This is a genomic window from Adlercreutzia sp. CNCM I-6215, assembly GCF_977072315.1.
In genome coordinates, this window is record NZ_CDRVMA010000002.1 from 268069 (window position 1) to 286516 (window position 18448).

The following is an 18448-nucleotide window of genomic DNA, read 5'->3' on the forward strand; positions in this document are numbered from 1 at the left end:
TCGGCGCCTTCCCTAGCGCGATTGGCTTTAACGCTCGCGAAAACTACTCGTCGAGCGCCTCGGCGATCTCGTCGGTGATGTCCATGGTGTGGTACACCGCCTGCAGATCCTCCAGCTCCTCCAGCTTGTCGATGAGGCGCATGACCTTCTTGGCGTCGGCCACCGACACCGCCGACGGCGTGTTGGCGATCATGGTCATCTCCGCGCCCTTCACCTGGATGCCCTGGGCCTCAAGCTCCTTCACCACGGCCATGAGATCGCCCGGCGCGGTGTAGACGATCCACTCCTCGTCGGCGTCCTCGTAGTCGTCGCCGCCGGCCTCGGCCACGGCGAGCATGAACTCCTCCTCGTCGGCAGCGGCGCCGTTCGGACCGATGGGGTTCTTCTTGTCGCCGGTCTCGACCTCCTTGGACACCATGATCTGGCCCTTGCGGTCGAACTGGAAGGCCACCGAGCCGGAGGTGCCGAGGTTGCCGCCGGAATGGGAGAAGGCAGCGCGCACATCGGCGGCGGTGCGGTTGCGGTTATCGGTCAGCGCCTCGCAGAGCACCGCCACGCCCGCCGGGCCGTAGCCCTCGTAGACGACGGTCTCGTAGTTGGCGGCGTCCTTGCCGGAACCGAAAGCCTTGTCGATGGCGGTCTTGATCTTGTCCTTGGGCATGGAATAGCCCTTGGCCTTCTCGATGGCGGCGGCCAGCGACGCGTTGTTGTCGGGGTTCGGGTCGCCACCCTCCTTGGCGGCCACGGTGATGTTGCGAGCCAGCTTGGAGAACAGAGCCGAGCGCTTAGCGTCCTGCGCGGCCTTGCGATGTTTGGTGGTTGCCCACTTAGAATGCCCTGACATGAATTAAGTCCCTTCGAAACGCGAATACAACAGCGGTTTATGGTACCACAAGGGCGCGAACGGGAAAACCCAGCTGCCGCGCTGCACGGTTTTTCTACGGAAGGGGCCGCGCGCAGAGAACGAGCGCATCGCCAGGTTTGTCGGATACGCGGCTGTGGCGCGCCCCTGGAAAGAAGCGCCACGTCCCGAGCAATCACCAACGGTATCCACAGATTTCCCAATTCGTGGGTTGCGCGGACTTCCATAAAGCACTATGATCGATCAACAATTGAACATGATCTTCAGGGCGGGGTGAAAGTCCCCACCGGTGGTACAGCCCACGATCCGCACGTCTTGCGCTTGCGGCTGATTCGGTGAAATTCCGAAGCCGACAGTTACAGTCTGGATGGAAGAAGATAGGAAGTGCTCCCCAGCGGAGCGCATCGGACAGTTAGAAGCCCTGGAACCTTTTGGTTTCAGGGCTTTTTTCGCAATCGTCCGCTCATCTTTTCGGAAGTGGCGCCCGAAGGTCGCAGCGATGCGTTGGAGGTGAGCGATGTCCCAGAAGTTAGAGCAACTCGCACGCGACGAAGCCTTCATGGCCCGTGCGCTGGTGCTTGCCGAGAGAGGGACTGGCTGGACCAGCCCAAACCCACTCGTAGGTGCCGTTATCGTGAAAGACGGCCGCATCATCGGCGAGGGCTGGCACACCGCATGCGGCCAGCCCCACGCGGAGCGGGAGGCGCTGGCCGCATGCGCCGAAGACCCCGCCGGAAGCACCCTGTACGTCACGCTGGAGCCGTGCTGCCATTGGGGCAAAACGCCACCCTGCACCGACGCTATCCTGGAAGCGGGCATTGCCCGCGTCGTCGTGGGCGCCCTTGACCCGAACCCTTTGGTGGCGGGCCAAGGGTGCGCGCAGCTGCGCGAGGCGGCCACGGTAGTGGAGACGGGGGTCCTGGAAGAGGGGTGCCGGCACCTCAACGAGGTATTCTTCCACTTCATTACCACCGGGCGCCCCTTGGTGGTGCTGAAATACGCCATGACCCTGGACGGGAAAGCGGCCACGCGCACGGGGGCATCCCGGTGGATCACCGGGCCCGAAGCGCGCGAGCGGGTGCATCGCGACCGACACCGGTTCGCAGCCATCATGGTGGGCATCGGCACCGCCCTAGCCGATGACCCCGCGCTTACCTGCCGCTTGGAAGGCGGCCCCTGGCGGCAGCCGCTGCGCATCGTGGTCGACTCCCAAGGGCGCTTGCCCCTGGATGCGTTGCTCGTGCGGACAGCCCAAGAGATACCGACGCTGGTGGCGGTGGGGCCGCAGGCGAGCGCCGAGCGCACAGGCGCCCTGCGCGAGGCCGGATGTTCAGTCTGGGCGTCGCCGCCGGCGGAAGGGGGCAACGGCGCAGTGAACCTGCCGGCCCTTCTCGATCACGCGGGCAGCTTGGGCATCGACTCGATCCTCGTCGAAGGCGGCCCTGCGCTGCACGGCGCCTTCATCGACGGCGGACTGGCGAACCGCGTGCAAGCCTATATCGCCCCGAAGCTTTTCGGGGGAGCAAGCGCGCCAGGGCCGGTGGCAGGTCGGGGCGTGGCGCTGCCCGCCGACGCGCTTCGCCTTTCCTCCCCCACCGTCACCGCCCTTGGGCCCGATCTGCTCTTAGAATGCGCCGTTTCCCCTTCAGTCGAAAGCGAGGCGACACCATGTTCACCGGCATTGTAGAGGAAATCGGCACCGTAAGGACGCTGCGCCGGGGCGCCCATTCGGCCGTTCTGTCCATTGACGCGCGCACCGTGCTCGAGCGAACTCGGCTGGGCGACTCCATCGCCGTGAACGGCGTCTGCCTCACCGTCACTTCGCTGGGAGCGACCCAGTTCAGCGCCGATGTCATGCACGAGACGTTGCGACGCAGCAACCTCGGCGCCCTGCATGCCGGCAGCCCCGTGAACCTGGAGAGGGCCATGGCGGCCGACGGGCGATTCGGCGGACACTTGGTGTCGGGGCACATCGACGCGGTGGGCACGATTCGCCGCATCCAGCGCGACGACAACGCCGTGTGGTACACCATCGGAGCCGATGCGACCACCCTGCGCCACATCATCATGAAGGGATCCATCGCCATCGACGGCGTCAGCCTCACGGTGGCGCGCCTGACCGACGCCGACTTCGCCGTGTCCATCATCCCCCACACCCGGGCCGAGACGACCCTTTCCCTCAAGCGCGTCGGCGATGAGGTGAACCTCGAAACCGATATGGTCGGGAAGTACGTCGAACGGTTCCTCGGCGCCCCCCTCCCCCCTCCATCCGCGACGGCCGAGAGCGGCGGTATCACCCAAGCATTTCTGACAGCGCATGGATTCTAACGAAGGAGCACCCCATGGAAGAGAACAAGTCATTCCAGTTCAGCACGATCGAAGAGGCGCTGGATGATTTGCGCGCGGGCAAGATCATTCTGTGCACCGACGACCCCGACCGCGAGAACGAAGGCGATTTCATCTGCGCAGCGCAGTTCGCCACCACCGAGAACGTGAACTTCATGGCAGTACACGGCAAGGGGCTCATCTGCATGCCCATGTCCGCCGAACTGTGCCAAAAGCTGGCGTTTCCCCAAATGGTCACCGAGAACACCGACAACCACGAAACCGCCTTCACCGTGTCCATCGACCACGTCGACACCACAACGGGCATCTCGGCGCAAGAGCGCGGGCTGACCGCGCGCGCCGTGGTGCAGCCCGGCGCCCGCCCGTCCGACTTCCGCCGGCCGGGCCATATGTTCCCGCTGATGGCAAAGGCCAACGGCGTGCTGGAGCGCAACGGCCACACCGAGGCCACAGTGGACCTGATGCGTCTGGCCGGTCTTGAGGAGTGCGGTCTGTGCTGCGAGATCATGCGCGAAGACGGCACCATGATGCGCACACCCGAGCTGATAGAGCTCGCCCGGCAATTCAATTTGAAGTTCATCTCCATCAAAGCGCTCCAGGACTACCGCAAGAAGCACGAATGCCACGTGGTGGAAGTGGCCGATACGGCAATGCCCACGCGCTACGGGGCATTTCGCGCCCACGCCTTCGTGAACAAGTTGAACGGCGAGCACCACGTGGCCCTGGTGAAAGGCGACATCGGAGACGGCGTCGATGTGCTGGTGCGCGTTCATTCCGAGTGCCTCACCGGCGATGCCTTCGGCAGCCTGCGCTGCGATTGCGGCCAGCAGCTGGCTGCAGCGATGGCCCAGGTGGAAGCCGAGGGGCGCGGGGTGGTGCTGTACATGCGCCAGGAAGGGCGCGGCATCGGGCTTGTGAACAAGCTGCGCGCCTACGAGCTGCAAGATGCCGGCATGGATACCCTGGAGGCCAACCTGGCCCTGGGCTTCGCGGGCGACCTGCGAGAATACTACATCGGCGCCCAAATTCTGCACGAGCTGGGCGTAAAGACCATGCGACTGCTTACGAACAACCCCGACAAAGTGTACCAATTGGGCGATTTCGGGCTGCAGATCACCGAACGCGTGCCCATCCAAATGCCTTTGACCAGCCACGATGAGTTCTATCTGCGCACCAAGCAGGAGAAGATGGGGCATTTGCTGTACTTCGATGAGGAGCGCCAGGCGTCCTAGCGCCTGTACAACTCGACTAAGGAAACCAACGTTTGGGAAAGGATCATCATGACGGTATTCGAAGGGAAGCTGGTATCGGAGAACATCAAGGTCGGCATCGTGGCCTCCCGCTTCAACGAGTTCATCACATCCAAGCTGATCGGGGGCGCCATGGACGGCCTTTTGCGCCACAACGTGCGCGAGCAGGACGTCGACATCGCCTGGGTGCCCGGCGCTTTCGAGGCGCCGCTTGCCGCGCAGAAGATGGCGCAATCGGGCCGCTATGACGCCGTCATCTGCCTGGGCGCCGTCATCCGCGGCGCCACGAGCCACTACGACCTGGTCTGCAACGAGGCCGCCAAGGGCATCGCCCACGTATCGCTGGAAAGCGGGGTGCCCGTTATGTTCGGCATCGTGACCACCGACACGATCGAGCAGGCAATCGAGCGTGCGGGCACCAAGGCGGGCAACAAAGGATTCGACTGCGCCACGTCGGCCATCGAGATGGTCAACCTTCTGCGGGAGATCGAAGGCTAGGGGCCCATGGGCGGCACGGTATTTTTCGACTACGATGGCACGCTCCACAATTCCATGCATCTGTACGGCCCGGCGTTTCGCCGCGCCTATGCTGCCTTGGTAACCGATGGCTGGGCCGCCCCGCGTACGTTCTCCGATGAGGAGATCGCCTCGTGGCTCGGATACTCCCCTGCCGCCATGTGGGCCTCCTTCATGCCCGAGCTGCCCGAAGCGATTTGGCAGCGCGCATCGGCCGCCATCGGAGAGGAGATGCGCCGCTTGCTCGCGGCGGGCGCAGGGCGCCTGTACCCCGGCGCGAAGGCCATGCTGGAATCCCTGCGCGAGGAGGGATGCACGCTCGTGTTCCTCTCAAATTGCAGCGGCTCCTACCGCGACGAGCACCTTGCCGCATTCGGCCTCGGCGGCCTGTTCACCGGCGCCTGGTGCGCCGAAGACTTCGAAGGGCTGGAGAAGTGGCAGATCTACCGGCAGATTTGCGCACGTTACCCGAAGCCCCACCTCATGGTCGGCGACCGGCACCACGATCAGGAGGTGGCCGTGCGCGGAAACATTCCCTTTGTCGGGTGCACCTACGGATTCGGAACGGCAGACGAGCTCAGCCGGGCGGACGTCCTGGTGAGCACGGCCCCCGAGATCGCAGGGGCCGTGCGGGCACTTACCGGGAAGCCGCGCGGGCACCCCTAGCCCTGGCCCTATCCCTCGTCCACCTTCGCGAGCAGCTCCTCGCGGCCGTTCACACCGAGCTTCTTGTAGATGCTCTTCACGTGGGTGCGCACGGTGGACTCGGAGATGACGAGCGTGGCGGCCACAAAGGCGATGCCGTGGCCGCGCCCCAGATACCCTAAAATCTCGCGCTCCCGCGGCGTTAGGCCGGCCTCGTCGGCCAAGGCCTCGCAGCGCGCCTGCACGCTTTGGGCCGGCGCGTCGGCCCCCGCGCCGGCATCCCGCGCGCCCAGCCCGTCGTCGGCCGCGCGCTCCCCCGCGCCCGCGCGCCAAAAGCCCCAGAGCGCCGCCGCGATGACGCCCACGAAGTAGAACGTGCTCACCACCAAGAGCGCCGGGCCGCCGCCCTCTTCCTGGAAGGGGGCGGTGGGCGCGCACCCCAGGCCCAGAAGCGAGAACAGCGCGAAGGCCGCCACCGCCGTGCCGAACACCGAGCCGGCCGAGAACTCCCGGGCATGGGCCACGGCCGCCAGGCTCGCCAGGGCGAGGATGGCCACGGCCCCGTAGAACACGTAGGTGAGCCACGCGGCGAAGAACATCGGCATCGTGGTGGCGGGGAAGCTGTTCAGCACGATGAGCACCAAGGCGAACGCCGGCACGAGCATCCGGTAGATGAGCGTGGTGAGCGGCCGGCTCGTGCGCAGAAGGCAGATGGGCAGCGCCACCACGGCCCCCAGCGCGCAGCCGAGCAGCTCCATGTTCACCACGTCGAACAGGATGAACTTCCGCGCCCCCATCATGAAGGCGAACACCATGAGGCCCGCCAGCGGCATGCCGGACACCGAGGCCAAAGACGCCAGCCGCGCCCGGCGCGTGGGGGCCGGAGATTCCGCCGCCTCCTGCACGGATGATGCCGCACCAGCCGCCTTGGCCCCGCCGCCCAGATCTCCCGGGCGCGCGCCGCCCCGCGGGCGCTTCCACGCCGCCAGGCAGGGCACGGGGAAGCTCGCCAGCACCAGCACCACGAACACGATGAGCCCCACGCCGAAGGTGGTGGAGGACAGCAGAAGCCCCACGAGCGCCGCGCAGCCCACGGAAAGGGCGCACCACAAAAGCGCCTGGCGCAGGTCGTAGGCGGCCATGTAGCTGCCCCACAGCACCGCCAGCTCCACGGTGCCCGCCGCCAACAGAAAACCCGAAAGAGCCCCCACAGCCCCCGTGCCCACGCCCGGCAGCGCCGCCGCGGCTATGAGCAGGCCGTAGCCCGTAAGATAAGCGGCCACGCCGGCCACCACCCAGCCGCGGCCCAAGAGCCTCTCGGGACAGCGCCGCCCCGAGGCCAGCGCGGCGAGCGTGCCCAATACGAGTGTGGAGAAAAGCATCGTGTTCGCGAAGGGCGCCATGAACGTGGGCACGTCGAAGACGCCGGTCTCGAAGAGCAGATGGTTCGGCGAGTAGATGGGAATGGTGGCCAGAAACGCTATGAGCGTGAGCGCCTCGAGCCTGAAGTATTTGGAAAGCGGCAACCTGTACCCTCCCTGGCTTGTCGCGGCTTCGTCGGGCACCAGTATAGCGAAACTTTCCGAAGTTGCCACGGCGTTACCGAGCCGTCATTCTGGCCCTGTGGCGCTGACCTGCGGTTTATTTCCATCTCCCCCATTTCCGCGAGGGCGCTTTCCGGGAAATCCCCCAAGCTGACGATTCCTCGCGGGCCGCTCGCGGTGCCATCATGGGCCCCGGCGCCGCACCAAGGCGAGCGACGAGAAGGCCGGGGAGTCGCCCCGAGCGCCCCGCCGGCCGCACCGCCGAGCTTCGGTGCACGCCGACCGATACGCCCCGATACCAAGGGAGGATATGGGAACTATGGAGAAGACAACCAAGGGCATGTCCCGCCGCTCGTTCATCGGCATGGGCGCCGTGGCCGCCATGGCCGCCGGAGCCGCCGGGCTCGCCGGCTGCGCGCCGGCAGGCGGCGACAGCACCGCCAAGACCGAAGACGGCGGCCACATCGAGAGCGCGGGCAGCTCCGCGCCCAGCGATGTGCACATCCACAACGTCACCGACACCAGCTGGATGACCCCGCCGGCCGAGGTGACCGACTTCGCCAAGGAATGGGACTGCGAGGCAGTGGTCTGCGGCCATGGCTTCGCCGGCATCACCGCCTGCCGCGAGCTGGCCGAGCAGGGCAAGAAGGTCATCCTCATCGAGAAGCAGCCCGAGGACACCTACGCCGCCGTGGGCAACGAGTTCGCCTCGCTGAACGCCAAGATCCTCCAGGAGCGCGGCGTGCCCCACATCGATCCGGTGGAGTTCTACCAGAACTTCATGAAGATCACCTCCAACATGCCCAACCCCACGCTGGTCATGAAGTTCGCCCAGAACTCCGAGGAGAACTCCAACTGGTACCTCGATCGTTTGACCGAGGAGGACTTCGCCACCATGACCACGGCGTTCTTCCCGCCCACCGAGCACCAGATGGGCGAGCTGTCGGGCATCAAGTTCTGGCCGAGCGTGTGCTCGTTCTACGGCGAGTGCAACCAGACGAAGATCCAGATGTACAACCAGGCCGCGGCCGAGGAGGCCGGCGCCGAGTTCCACTTCGCCACCACCGCCGAGTACATCATCATGCAGGACGGTGCCGTGGCGGGTCTTGTGGCCTCTGACGCGGACGGCTACATCAAGATCAACTGCAAAGCCGTGGTCTGCGCCTGCGGCGGCATGGGCGGCAACCCCGAGATGATGACCTACTTCATGCCCGACATGGCCCAGGCCCTCACCGGCGAAGATGCGCTCACCTCCATGTCCGCCAACGACGGCCGCGGCGTGCAAATGGCCTACTGGGCCGGTGCGCACCTGGAAACCACGCCGGTGGCCGGCATGAACATGAAGGGCCTCGCCGTACCCGGCAAGATGAACTGCCTGCCCCAGGCCGTGTGGATCGACGAGAACGGCCGCCGCTTCGCCAACGAGTACTACCCCACGAGCGAGCAGCGCGGCTACCAGACGGTGTTCATGAGCCGCAAGACGAAGTACGCCGTGGTGGACAACAACTTCACCGAGTACCGCCAGTACACCCTGCCCCAGCACGCCGGCTTCACCGCCAATGAGGAGAACATCGCCTCCCTGCGCGACTCGCTCGACAAGGCCTACGCGAAGTTCAAGGGCACCTACGAGGAACCGGAGCAGGAAGAGGGCCAGGGCGGCCCGGGCGGTGGCGGCCCCATGACCCAGGTGGAGTGGATCGCCGACGACACCCTGGAGGGCCTGGCCGGCCAGATGGGGCTTTCCGGCGACGCCGCCACGGAGTTCGTCGCCCAGATCGAGCGATGGAACGGCTACTGCGAGGCCGGCGTCGACGAGGAGTTCGGCCGCGCCGCTGAGGTGCTCTTCCCGGTGAAGGACGGCCCCTTCTACGCCTGCACCTTCGACCCGGTGCTCGGCGAGACCATGGTCACCATGGGCGGCATCATCACCGACGGCGAGCAGAACGCCGTGGATGCGAACTACGAGCCCATCCCCGGCCTGTACATGGCCGGCAACGACTGCGGCCGCCGTTTCGGCACCGAGTACGTGACCCCCATCCCCGGCTGCTCGCTGGCCTTCGCCCTGGTGCTCGGCCGCGAGTGCGGCAAGTCCGTGGCGAAATTCCTCGGCTAGAAACGGCAGAGACGGGTGCCGCCGCTGGCCGCGCCCGTCTCACCCGAAATGCCTTTCCCGCTGCGGGGTCCGCCCTCACGGCTCCCGCAGATCATCGACAAAGCCCCCGGCCGTCCCTCCCCGGCCGGGGGCTTTCCTGTCGCAACCTCTCCAAACTGCGGAAATCTACTCCTCCCGCAGCCAGAGGCCCGTCTTGCCGCCGTCCTTCTTCAGCAGGCGCACATCGGAAATTTCCATGCCGCGGTCCACGGCCTTGCACATATCGTACACGGTCAGGCACGTCACGGAAGCCGCCGTGAGCGCCTCCATCTCGATGCCGGTCTTGCCCGTGACGCCGCACGTCGTAGTCACGTGAATACCCACGCGCCCGTCTTCCCGCTCGCCCTCGCGCACGGGCGCGCACTCCACCTTGGCCTTGGTGATGTTCAGCGGGTGGCACATGGGGATAAGCTCGCTCGTTTTCTTCGCGGCCATCACTCCGGCCACCCGGGCGCAGGCGAGCACATCGCCCTTGGCCGCCTTGCCCTCCACGATAAGGGCCAGCGTCTCCGGCTTCATGGAGATGAAGCCCTCGGCCACGGCCACGCGCTCGGTGTCGGCCTTTTGCGACACGTCCACCATGCGCACGTCGCCGTTCTCGTCGATATGGGTCAGCTGCTCGGTCATTGCAATTCCTTTCTAGCAGGTTCGGAAGGCATTCTTGGAAGAGGAGGGTTCGCGCTCGGGGCGAGGGTCCGCGCGGAGTTCCGCAGCGACTGGAACAGCCCAGTGGGCTGTTCCACCAAGCGAGGACTGTCTGAGCACGGCGCCCTTGCCCCGAGCGCGAACCCGGACAACCCGGAAGAAAGCTAGCCGCCGATCTGGCTCATCTTGCGGTCGGTGCCCACTTTGTCGTGGTGGTCGTCGGGCTTGGCGCCCAAGGCCGTCAGCAGCACATCGCGCACCGCCGCGTCGTCGCCCTCGCGCAGGGCCGTGCGCACGTCGTACTCCGTATCGGAGAACAGGCACGGCCGCACCTTGCCGTCGGCGGTCACGCGCAGGCGGTTGCACTCGCTGCAGAAGTGGCGCGACAACGGGCTGATGAAGCCCACGGTTCCCAGCGCGTCGGTAAACTCGAAATAGCGAGCCGGGCCCCAGCCCAAAGGTTTGGTCACCCCTGCCGGGCGCAGCTCGGGCAGCCCCGCCGCACGGGCGCGTTCGTTGATGATGTCGAACAGCTCCTCGGAGGGGATGACATCCTCCTTGCCCCAGCCGGTGCCGGCGTCCTCGCTCGTATCGCCCACGGGCATGTACTCGATGAAGCGCACGTGCAGCGGCCGATCGATGGAGAGCTTCGCGAACTCCAAAAAGTCCTGGTCAAGGCTGCGCACGGCCACGGCGTTCACCTTCACGGGATTGAGCCCTGCGGCGAGCGCCGCGTCGATGCCGGCGAGGGTGTCCTCCAAACGGCCCGTGCGCGTGATCTCGTGGAACTGCACCGGATCCAGGGTGTCAAGCGAGATGTTGACCCGCGAAAGCCCCGCTGCCTTCAAATCGCCGATCATCCGGGGCAGAAGCACCCCGTTGGTGGTCATGGAGACGTTCTCGATGCCCTCGATGCCGGTGATGGCGTCCACCAGCTCCACCACGCCCTTGCGCACCAACGGCTCGCCGCCCGTGAGGCGAACCGAGCGGATGCCGAGCCCGGCGGCCACGGCCACCAGCCGCTCGATCTCCTCGATGCGCAGGATCTCGTCATGGGACATCGCGCACACGCCCTCCTCGGGCATGCAGTAGACGCAGCGGAAATTGCAGCGATCCGTCAGCGATATGCGCAGATAATCGATAGTACGACCGTGTGAGTCTTTCAAAGTCACCCCTCGCAACGTGTTTTGACTGCTTATTATATCGAACTCGAAATAAACCGCAATCCGCATCGAGGAGCGCCGCGAGATATCCTACCCCTCGGCCGCCGTGACGTCATCCACCATGGCAATCAGCTCCTGCTGGGAATGAACGCCCAGCTTGCCGTAGACGTTGCGCGTATGGGTGCGCACCGTGTTCCAGGAGATGCTGAGCTTGCTCGCCGTGGTGGACGAGTTGTAGCCCATGGCCAGACAGCGCAGCACGTCGGTCTCCCGGGGAGAGAGCTGGTAGTCTGCGGCCAAAGCCTCGATCGCCAGACCGAAGCGTCCCTTGCGCACCGGCTCGTCCTCGCGGGCCGGCCCCTCGCTCTCGGCGGCAAGATCCCTCATCAGCAGCTCGTCAAGCGAAGGGGCGCCCTCCTCCCCCGGCGCGAAGAGCCGGTCGAACTCGCGCTCCGAGAAGATGAGAAAGGCGCAGGCCAGCACGATGAGCGCCATGATCATATAGGCGAAGACCTCGCCGACGGCGCCGAACAGCGTCCCTACAAGCTGCGCCCCGAAGAGCCAGCCGATGCCGTTGCCGAGCTGGTAGGCGCCGTAGCCGTAGCCGAACACGATGACCGCGGAGGTGCGCCGCTGGAAGACGATGAAGGCGAGAATGCACCACAGAAACAACTCGAACACGACGCTGGACAGCGACACCACCTGGGCGATCACGGTATGCAGCACCGTCACCAAAGGCAGGCAGGCGACAAGCGCCACGGAAGCCACCATCACCACCGAGTACAGTTTCCCAAAGTTGAGCCGATCCCCCTCGGTGCCCACGGCCACCACCGCCAGAACCAACGCCAGAAGCATGCGCGCGAGCATGACGAGACGCGAGCCGGACAGCGTCGTCTCGATGGAGGACACCGCCACCGTGGATGCGTACACCGAGGACACGATGCAGGAGAACACGAAGACGACGGCCAAAAGTTTCCAGAACGATTTCGGCAGCGACCGGCGCGAATGGTCACGCGCGAGCGTGGGCGTCGGCTGCTCGATATGACGGGAGAACGATGCCAAGATGCCGGCCGCCAAAGGCAGCAGCACGAACGCGGCCATGCCCGCCAAGCTGGGACCGCCGGGAACCGGCGCCCAGGCGGGCGATCCCAGCACAATGAAGAAGGAGGCTCCCACGACGAACTGGGAGTAGGCCACGTACAGGATGACCTGGCGCGGCGGCAGCGCGCCGTAGAGCTGCCCGCAACGCAGGGCGATCGCCCCGAGCCCCACGCCGAATAGTATGCCGCCGATGAAGAAAAGCGATCGGATAACGGGATAAGGCAGCATCGGCGTCAAATAATAGGGCCCGATAAGTATGACGATGAGGGCGCCGAACGAGGAGACCGCCCCCGCCCAAAGGCACGCCGTCGGGCGCTCGAGCCACGAGCGCACCCGGGGCACCGCGAACGTGGACAGGAGCATGAGGCCGCCGGCCGACAGGCTCGTGGTCACCGTCAGCACCGAAAGGTTTCCGCCGTTGGTCTCGCTATCAGACAGCCACGCCGTTCCCGAGCTCGCTATATAGACCGAAGCTAGCAGGGCCCCCAAGGCCATGTACGGCAATGCCGGCCACGCGCGCACGAGCTTCGCCATGAAATTTTTCGTCTCGGCCATCACTGCCCTCCCTAGCGCAAGGAGCGCCCGGCGACAGCCGAGCGCTCCTCGATGTGATCCGATTGGCCTACGATACCATTTCCGGCTCGTCGGAGATGGCGGGAGTCGGGTCGTTGGACGCGGACACGGCATCCTCGGCGCTCCGGTCGACCAACGCCCGGCCCACGCGGCAGAGGGCATAGCCGACGAACACCACCGAGTACACGGCCACCGAGGCCTGGGCAGCAAGGCCGCCATGCAGGGCCGAGGGCAAAAGCATCAGCAGCAGGTGCACGTACACCAGCCCGAAGAACGGGTAGGCCAGCTTCTGCACCTTCTTCCACGAGGCCGTGGACATCTGCCGCTTCACGAAGGCGAAGGACGTCACGCCGAGCACGACGAGCAGCACGAGCAGCACGACCGCCAAAACGAAGGCGCCCATGACGTTGCCCCCGATCTCGCCGCCGCCGAGAAGGCGCGGCAGGTAGCTCTCCAGGTACACGGCCATGTGCCCGAGCGAGAGGAACCACGCCACGATGGACAGCTCGCTGCGCACGGGCTTCAGCCAGTGATAGGCGCGGCCGCCTCGGTTCAGGCATCCGATGAACATGACGACCACGAACAGGGCCAGCGACAGCTCGCACTTCTGGATGAGGACGAACAGCGGGCTCCAAATGGCGCGCGGCAGCCCGAAGAACACGCCGTACACGTAGACGACGTCGATGGCGATGGCGGCGGCGTAGAACGCGACCGGAAGCGCCTTCAGAGGATTGCGCAGGGCGAAGCAGCCGACGATGGTGACTGCAAGGATGATCGCGAAGTCCATGTTACCTCTCCTCTCGCACCTCGAGGCGCTGCTCGAGCTCGACGGCGATAGCATCCAAAAGCTCGGCGTCCTCGAGGAAGAAACCCTTGGAAATCTTCAAGACGCCCCGATAGAAGCGCGTCTCCAAAAGCAGAAGCGCCAGATCCTGGAACGTGTCGAACCACGAGAGGATATGGTCGGCGAGGAACGCGCGGGATGTGCGAACCTGACGCAGGGCCTCCGCGTCGTCGCCGGCCTCAAGGGCGGCAATGATGCGATCCGAGAGCACCACGAGGAACTCGCACATGAACGACAGGTGATCGTGGGGGAAGTCGTAGCCCTCGGCCTTGGCCACGTGGTTGGCCTTGTACAGCTGGAAAACCTCGTGGTAGGCGTCCTGGAACATGAGCCCCTCTTCGCTCGTGTGCACGCTCTCGTAGGGCACCGCGTAGCGGCCCTTCCACGAGGAGGTTCCGGCGAAGGCGGAAGTGAAGTCCACGGCCAGCGCCTGGCGCGTGCCGGAGTTCCGCTTGCGCAAATAGCGCGTGATATCGTTCACCCCGTCGGCGAATAGCTCGTTCACATCGGCATATTCCGACCAATCCATCTCGGCGATGTTATCGATTTGCTCAGCCGTCAACGGCCGGAAGTAGATGGCCGCCAAAAGGTCGTAGAACGCCGCGCGACCCTTGAGGGCCGCGATCATGTCCTCCGTCACCACAGCCTCATCGGCCGCAGCGACGCTCATCTCATCTACCATCTATCCCCTCTCCTCTCAGACTCGCCCGTCCTCGTTGGGCACAAACCGCGTAGCGCCAGAGCGCTCCGCAGGACAGGAACTGCGACCTCGAAAAAGCAGCGCACCGGCGCACCAAAGCAGCAGCCCCCGTCCTGCGGGTTCAAACTGCGAACCCGCAAGAGCGCCCGACCGCCAAAAGGGAGGGAGCGACGGTCGGGGCAACCGAAAACCGAGGGGCGCACCTACGGGCTGGTGCAAGCGTACCCCTCACGCAAAATGGCTACTTCTTCTCGTAGCGGGTGACCTCGACGGGCTCCTCCTGCCACTTGGCGGTCTTCTCTGAGAGGATGTAGACCGTCGTGGGATGCAGGTCGGCCGGATCGAACAGGTAGTGCGCGTTCTCGCCGGCGGCGGCCACGACCTTCGCGGCCTCGGAGTTCGGATCGTCCAAGTCTCCGAAGGTGCGAGCGCCGCAGCAGCAGTTGTGCACGCAGGCCGGCACCCAGTTCTCGTCGTTTTTGCGCTGGAAGCACAGCGTGCACTTCTCGATGGTGTTGGTCTTCGGGCTCAGCTGGCGCACGCCGTAGGGGCAGCCCGTCAGGCAGCTCTCGCAGCCGATGCAGTCCTCGGCGTTCACGAGCACGATGCCGGTCTCCTCGTCGCGGTAGGAGGCGCCGGTGGGGCACACCTCGATGCAGCCGGGGTTCTCGCACTGCTGGCACTGCATGGGCAGCCAGTACATCTCGATGTCCGGGAAGGTGCCCACAGGGCCCACGGCCGACACGTGGTTGCGCACCACGCCCAGGTTCATCTGGTTCTCCATCTTGCAGGCGGCCACGCAGGAGTCGCAGCCCGAGCAGCGGTCCAGGTCGATGACAAGCGTATTTTTCATTAGAACACATCCTTCGTCTGGGCTTCAGCGAGCATTTCCTGAGTGGGCATGAAGGGCTCGAACTCCTCGGCCTCCACCCAAATGTTGGCAGGACGCTCGGACTTCTCGATCTTCACCGTGAAGCCGCGGTTGGTATAGGAACCGTACACCTCGTTGAAGGGGGCGTCGTTCTTGGTGAGCACGTTGACGTTGCACTCGCGCCAGCCGCCGGTGGGGTTGGCCTGAGAGGCGTCGTAGCACTCGGGGTTCCAGAAGCGCTCCATCCACACGGTCTTGGGGTGGACGCCCTCGGTCAGGTAGGCGCGGGCGTGCACCTCGCCGCGGCGGCTGGTGACCTTGACCCAGTCCATGTGCTCGATGCCGAGCTCCTTGGCGCTGGTCGGGTTGATGCGGATCTCGGCGCAGGGGAACAGCTCGCGGCTGAAGGGAGCATGGCGCATGGTGCCGTGGTGGAAGTAGGGCACACGTCCGCTCGTGAGCACGAACGGGTACTCGGGATCGTAGCCCGGCATGCCCTCGTAGGGGGACTCGACCGGCTCGATGGGCACGCAGATGGGGCTGTAGTCCTCGCAGGCCTCCTGAGGCTCCGGATAGCAGTACGGGTACCCGTTGCGAGCCATGCGGATGAGCATCTGGCAGTAGGTCTCCACCTTGCGGGACTCGGTGGCGAAGCCGGAGGGCAGGCCGTCGTCGGCGATCTGCTCGTGCTGGTTGTAGTTCCAATAGTCGGGGGTCACGAACGGCACGTACTCGTCGGTGTTCGCCTGCAGGGTCTCCCAGTCGGGAGCGCCAAGCGTGTCGGCAACGCCCTGCTTGACCTCGGCCTCGGTGGCGCTGCCCAGATAAGCCGTGCCATCGCCCAATTCCAGGCCGTTCGGGATGTGGCCGCCCCACATCTCGCGGCACTTGGCCACCACCTGGGCCGCCGGGATGGAGTGCGACACGGTCTCGCCGATGTGCACGCACTCGTTCTGCAGCCACTGGGTGTCCAGCTGGGTCATGTTCACCATGGGCTCTTCCAGCCACTCGCGCAGCGGGAAGACCAGATCGCACGCCTCGATGTGGAAGGAGGTGAGCATCGGGTACTGGCCGATGATGTAGTCCACCTCGGGGAACACGTCGTACCAGGACTTCGCGTTGCCGAGCATGGCCAGCTTGTTGCCGGACATGTCGAACCACACGCGCGGCTTGAAGGGCTCGCCGGTGGCGATGGCGTTGCGCACCGTAGGGATGTGGGAGTGGCACCAGGCGTAGAGGCCCTTATGATCCTTCATGCCCAGACGATCCTGCAGAAGCTTGTTCAGGATGCGCTGGGAGTCGGGCATGGCCTCGCCGAGCTGCTTGATGCGCGCCTCGTTCTCGGCATCGGACATGCCGATGACCGCGCCGACGCCGTACATGTCGGAGAACATGCCGCCGAAGCCGTTGTTGTAGGTGACCGGGCGCAGCAGCTTGGTCTCACCGGTGTCGGTCATGGTGGCGAAGTAGCCGCCGCCCTTCTGGGTCATGGTGACGCCGGGCTTGTTGATGCGGCCCATGATGGAGTCGAGGCCCATGCAGCCGAGCGGCACCTGGGAGGCGGACTCGGTCATGTCCGACGCCACGCCGTTGGCGATGCCGCCGTTGTTCTCGACGTAGAGCTTGATGGCCTCCTCGATCTTATCCGCTTGCAGCCAGCACTCCTCGGCCGTCTTCTCGAGCGTCCAGGGATCGGCCTCCTCCTTGTAGATCTGACCGGCGGTCTTGTACTGCTTGCCGTTGAACTCGCCGGCCCAGAAGATCTCGGGATCCACGGCCGAATCGGCGGGAGCGGAGTACTCGAAGGGCGCTACGGCGTTCGTCTTCAGATCGAAGCACACGTAGGCCGGGGTGTTCTCGGGCGTCGTCTGCTGGAAGTCCGGGAACAGCTCTTGGGCGCGCACGGGCAGCTTCGTGTCCGGGTCGATGAGGAACGGCAGGTTCGTCCAGTACTTCGTGAACTCCTCGTCGTAGAGCTTGTTCTCGAAGATGTAGCGGAACCACGAGAGCAGAAGCTTCGTGTCGGTGCCGGGACGTACGGGCAGCCACACGTCGGCCTTCACGGCGTCGGGCGAGAAGTTCGGGTCGACGACCACGGTCTTCACGCCGGCGGCGCGGAGCTCCGCCATGCCGCGGCCGGACTCAGCGGTCTCGGACACGGAGGGCTGGGCGCCCCAGATGACCACGACCTCGGTCTTGTTGTCGTTCACCTTGAAGATCTCCTGGACGGCGTTGTCGGCGATGGACTGGTCGTCGCCGCCGTAGAAGAGCTTCGAGAGGGCCCAACGGGGCAGGTAGCACTGGGCGCAGCCGGGCTCGAAGACGGTCGGGCTACCGAAGGCCATGGGAAGCGTCATGGCCTCCATGAACGAGTAGGAGCCGCCGCCGCCCACGCTGGCGAAGAACGCGTAGTTGCCGTACTGGTCGATAGCGTCCTTGATATGGGTGGCCGCCTCGGTGATGGCCTCGTCCCAGGAGATGACCTCCCACTTGTTCTCGCCGCGCTCGCCGGCCCGGCGCAGGGGGTGCAGGATGCGGCGCGGGCTGTACATGGTGTGCAGCTGGTTGAGGCCCTTGATGCAGAGGCTGCCGCGGGACACCGGGGCCTCCGGATCGCCCTCGAGCCGCACGACCACGCCGTCCTTCAGGTAGGCGATGGCCGGGCACATCTGAATGCAGCCATGGCAGCTCGTGCGCATCTTCGTCAGGCCCTCGGTACTCGAGACGCCCGCCTCGCCGGTGCCGGCGAGCTCCTCTTCCGGCGCAGCTTCCTGCATGCAGCCGGCCATGGAGGCGCCCACCGCAGCGGCCGCGCCCGCGAGAGCGGACACTTTGACGAAGCTGCGACGTGTCAAATTCGTTTTTGACATATTGTCTTCCTCTCCTCTTGCTTACACGTGATTACGCTTGTCCGTTCACCTTCAGATCTTCCAGAAACTCCCTTCCCTCCTCGGTCAACGTCCAACCTTCTTTCCAAACCAGAGCGCCAGCGCGCTCGAGCTTGTCCACAAATACCGACGGCTGCATGGTCTCGACGCGACCGTCGATCACCGTCTGAAGAGCGGGCCTGCCCAAGAGCAGCTCCTCGATCTGCCCGTAGGGGCGCGGGGCCGCCTCGACGAATTCCAAAAGTTCGATGTGAGTAGTAACCCTCTCCGGTACCAACAATCAGCAGAATCTGGTACCGCCAGTCAGCGGGCTTGGTACCCTGGGTAAGATAAATTGGTACCGCCGCC

Annotated in this window: 16 protein-coding genes and 1 riboswitch; of the genes, 6 read left to right on the forward strand and 10 right to left on the reverse strand. The window is 65.3% G+C overall.

The window, feature by feature from the left end; all coding sequences use genetic code 11:
- Positions 1-43: 43 nt before the first annotated feature.
- Positions 44-844 (reverse strand): YebC/PmpR family DNA-binding transcriptional regulator, encoded by an 801-nt coding sequence (locus ACW4LP_RS02860; RefSeq protein WP_022740246.1) that lies wholly within the window; start codon positions 842-844, stop codon positions 44-46.
- Positions 845-1117: 273 nt separating this feature from the next.
- A riboswitch (FMN riboswitch) is annotated at positions 1118-1245 on the forward strand.
- 134 nt (positions 1246-1379) lie between these two features.
- On the opposite strand from ACW4LP_RS02860, the gene ribD reads away from it, so the two are divergent.
- From ribD to ACW4LP_RS02885, 5 genes are read left to right on the forward strand one after another with little or no spacing between them, the layout of a single operon-like run.
- A complete protein-coding gene (gene ribD, locus ACW4LP_RS02865) occupies positions 1380-2549 on the forward strand; it encodes a bifunctional diaminohydroxyphosphoribosylaminopyrimidine deaminase/5-amino-6-(5-phosphoribosylamino)uracil reductase RibD (protein ID WP_227081078.1) in 1170 nt (389 codons plus the stop codon).
- Positions 2531-3190: a riboflavin synthase gene (gene ribE, locus ACW4LP_RS02870; protein WP_114540386.1), complete on the forward strand. Its 660-nt coding sequence runs from the start codon at positions 2531-2533 to the stop codon at positions 3188-3190. The genes ribD and ribE overlap by 19 nt, the downstream gene beginning before the upstream one ends.
- A gap of 14 nt (positions 3191-3204) precedes the next feature.
- Positions 3205-4440: a bifunctional 3,4-dihydroxy-2-butanone-4-phosphate synthase/GTP cyclohydrolase II gene (locus tag ACW4LP_RS02875; RefSeq protein WP_114540387.1), complete on the forward strand. Its 1236-nt coding sequence runs from the start codon at positions 3205-3207 to the stop codon at positions 4438-4440.
- Positions 4441-4488: 48 nt separating this feature from the next.
- Positions 4489-4956 carry a 6,7-dimethyl-8-ribityllumazine synthase gene (ribH, locus tag ACW4LP_RS02880; protein WP_114540388.1) on the forward strand — a complete coding sequence of 156 codons (468 nt, stop codon included), beginning with the start codon at positions 4489-4491 and terminating at the stop codon, positions 4954-4956.
- Positions 4957-4962: 6 nt separating this feature from the next.
- A complete protein-coding gene (locus ACW4LP_RS02885; protein WP_412323056.1) occupies positions 4963-5640 on the forward strand; it encodes an HAD family hydrolase in 678 nt (225 codons plus the stop codon).
- An 8-nt stretch (positions 5641-5648) separates the two neighbouring features.
- Here the strand turns inward: ACW4LP_RS02885 and ACW4LP_RS02890 are convergent, their stop codons facing one another.
- Positions 5649-7145, reverse strand: coding sequence for a response regulator transcription factor (locus ACW4LP_RS02890; protein WP_302808787.1), 1497 nt, complete (start codon positions 7143-7145; stop codon positions 5649-5651).
- 337 nt (positions 7146-7482) lie between these two features.
- On the opposite strand from ACW4LP_RS02890, the gene ACW4LP_RS02895 reads away from it, so the two are divergent.
- Positions 7483-9276, forward strand: coding sequence for an FAD-binding protein (locus tag ACW4LP_RS02895; protein WP_227070689.1), 1794 nt, complete (start codon positions 7483-7485; stop codon positions 9274-9276).
- Between the two features lie 165 nt (positions 9277-9441).
- On the opposite strand, the gene moaC is transcribed toward ACW4LP_RS02895, so the two are convergent.
- The 8 genes from moaC to ACW4LP_RS02935 form a co-directional block, all read right to left on the reverse strand.
- On the reverse strand, positions 9442-9942 hold the full coding sequence (gene moaC, locus ACW4LP_RS02900) for a cyclic pyranopterin monophosphate synthase MoaC (RefSeq protein WP_114540391.1): 501 nt from the start codon (positions 9940-9942) through the stop codon (positions 9442-9444).
- 182 nt (positions 9943-10124) lie between these two features.
- On the reverse strand, positions 10125-11126 hold the full coding sequence (gene moaA, locus ACW4LP_RS02905; protein ID WP_114540392.1) for a GTP 3',8-cyclase MoaA: 1002 nt from the start codon (positions 11124-11126) through the stop codon (positions 10125-10127).
- An 87-nt stretch (positions 11127-11213) separates the two neighbouring features.
- Positions 11214-12779 (reverse strand): helix-turn-helix domain-containing protein, encoded by a 1566-nt coding sequence (locus ACW4LP_RS02910; protein WP_241520748.1) that lies wholly within the window; start codon positions 12777-12779, stop codon positions 11214-11216.
- A gap of 67 nt (positions 12780-12846) precedes the next feature.
- Positions 12847-13584: a ferric reductase-like transmembrane domain-containing protein gene (locus ACW4LP_RS02915; RefSeq protein WP_173112493.1), complete on the reverse strand. Its 738-nt coding sequence runs from the start codon at positions 13582-13584 to the stop codon at positions 12847-12849.
- A gap of 1 nt (position 13585) precedes the next feature.
- Positions 13586-14323 (reverse strand): TorD/DmsD family molecular chaperone, encoded by a 738-nt coding sequence (locus ACW4LP_RS02920; RefSeq protein WP_114540394.1) that lies wholly within the window; start codon positions 14321-14323, stop codon positions 13586-13588.
- Positions 14324-14582: 259 nt separating this feature from the next.
- Positions 14583-15194, reverse strand: coding sequence for a 4Fe-4S dicluster domain-containing protein (locus tag ACW4LP_RS02925; RefSeq protein ID WP_455803453.1), 612 nt, complete (start codon positions 15192-15194; stop codon positions 14583-14585).
- Positions 15194-18082 carry a molybdopterin-containing oxidoreductase family protein gene (locus ACW4LP_RS02930; RefSeq protein WP_455803454.1) on the reverse strand — a complete coding sequence of 963 codons (2889 nt, stop codon included), beginning with the start codon at positions 18080-18082 and terminating at the stop codon, positions 15194-15196. Before ACW4LP_RS02930 ends, ACW4LP_RS02925 begins: the two co-directional genes overlap by 1 nt.
- Before the next feature lie 31 nt (positions 18083-18113).
- A complete protein-coding gene (locus tag ACW4LP_RS02935; RefSeq protein WP_455803455.1) occupies positions 18114-18341 on the reverse strand; it encodes a hypothetical protein in 228 nt (75 codons plus the stop codon).
- Positions 18342-18448 lie beyond the last annotated feature (107 nt).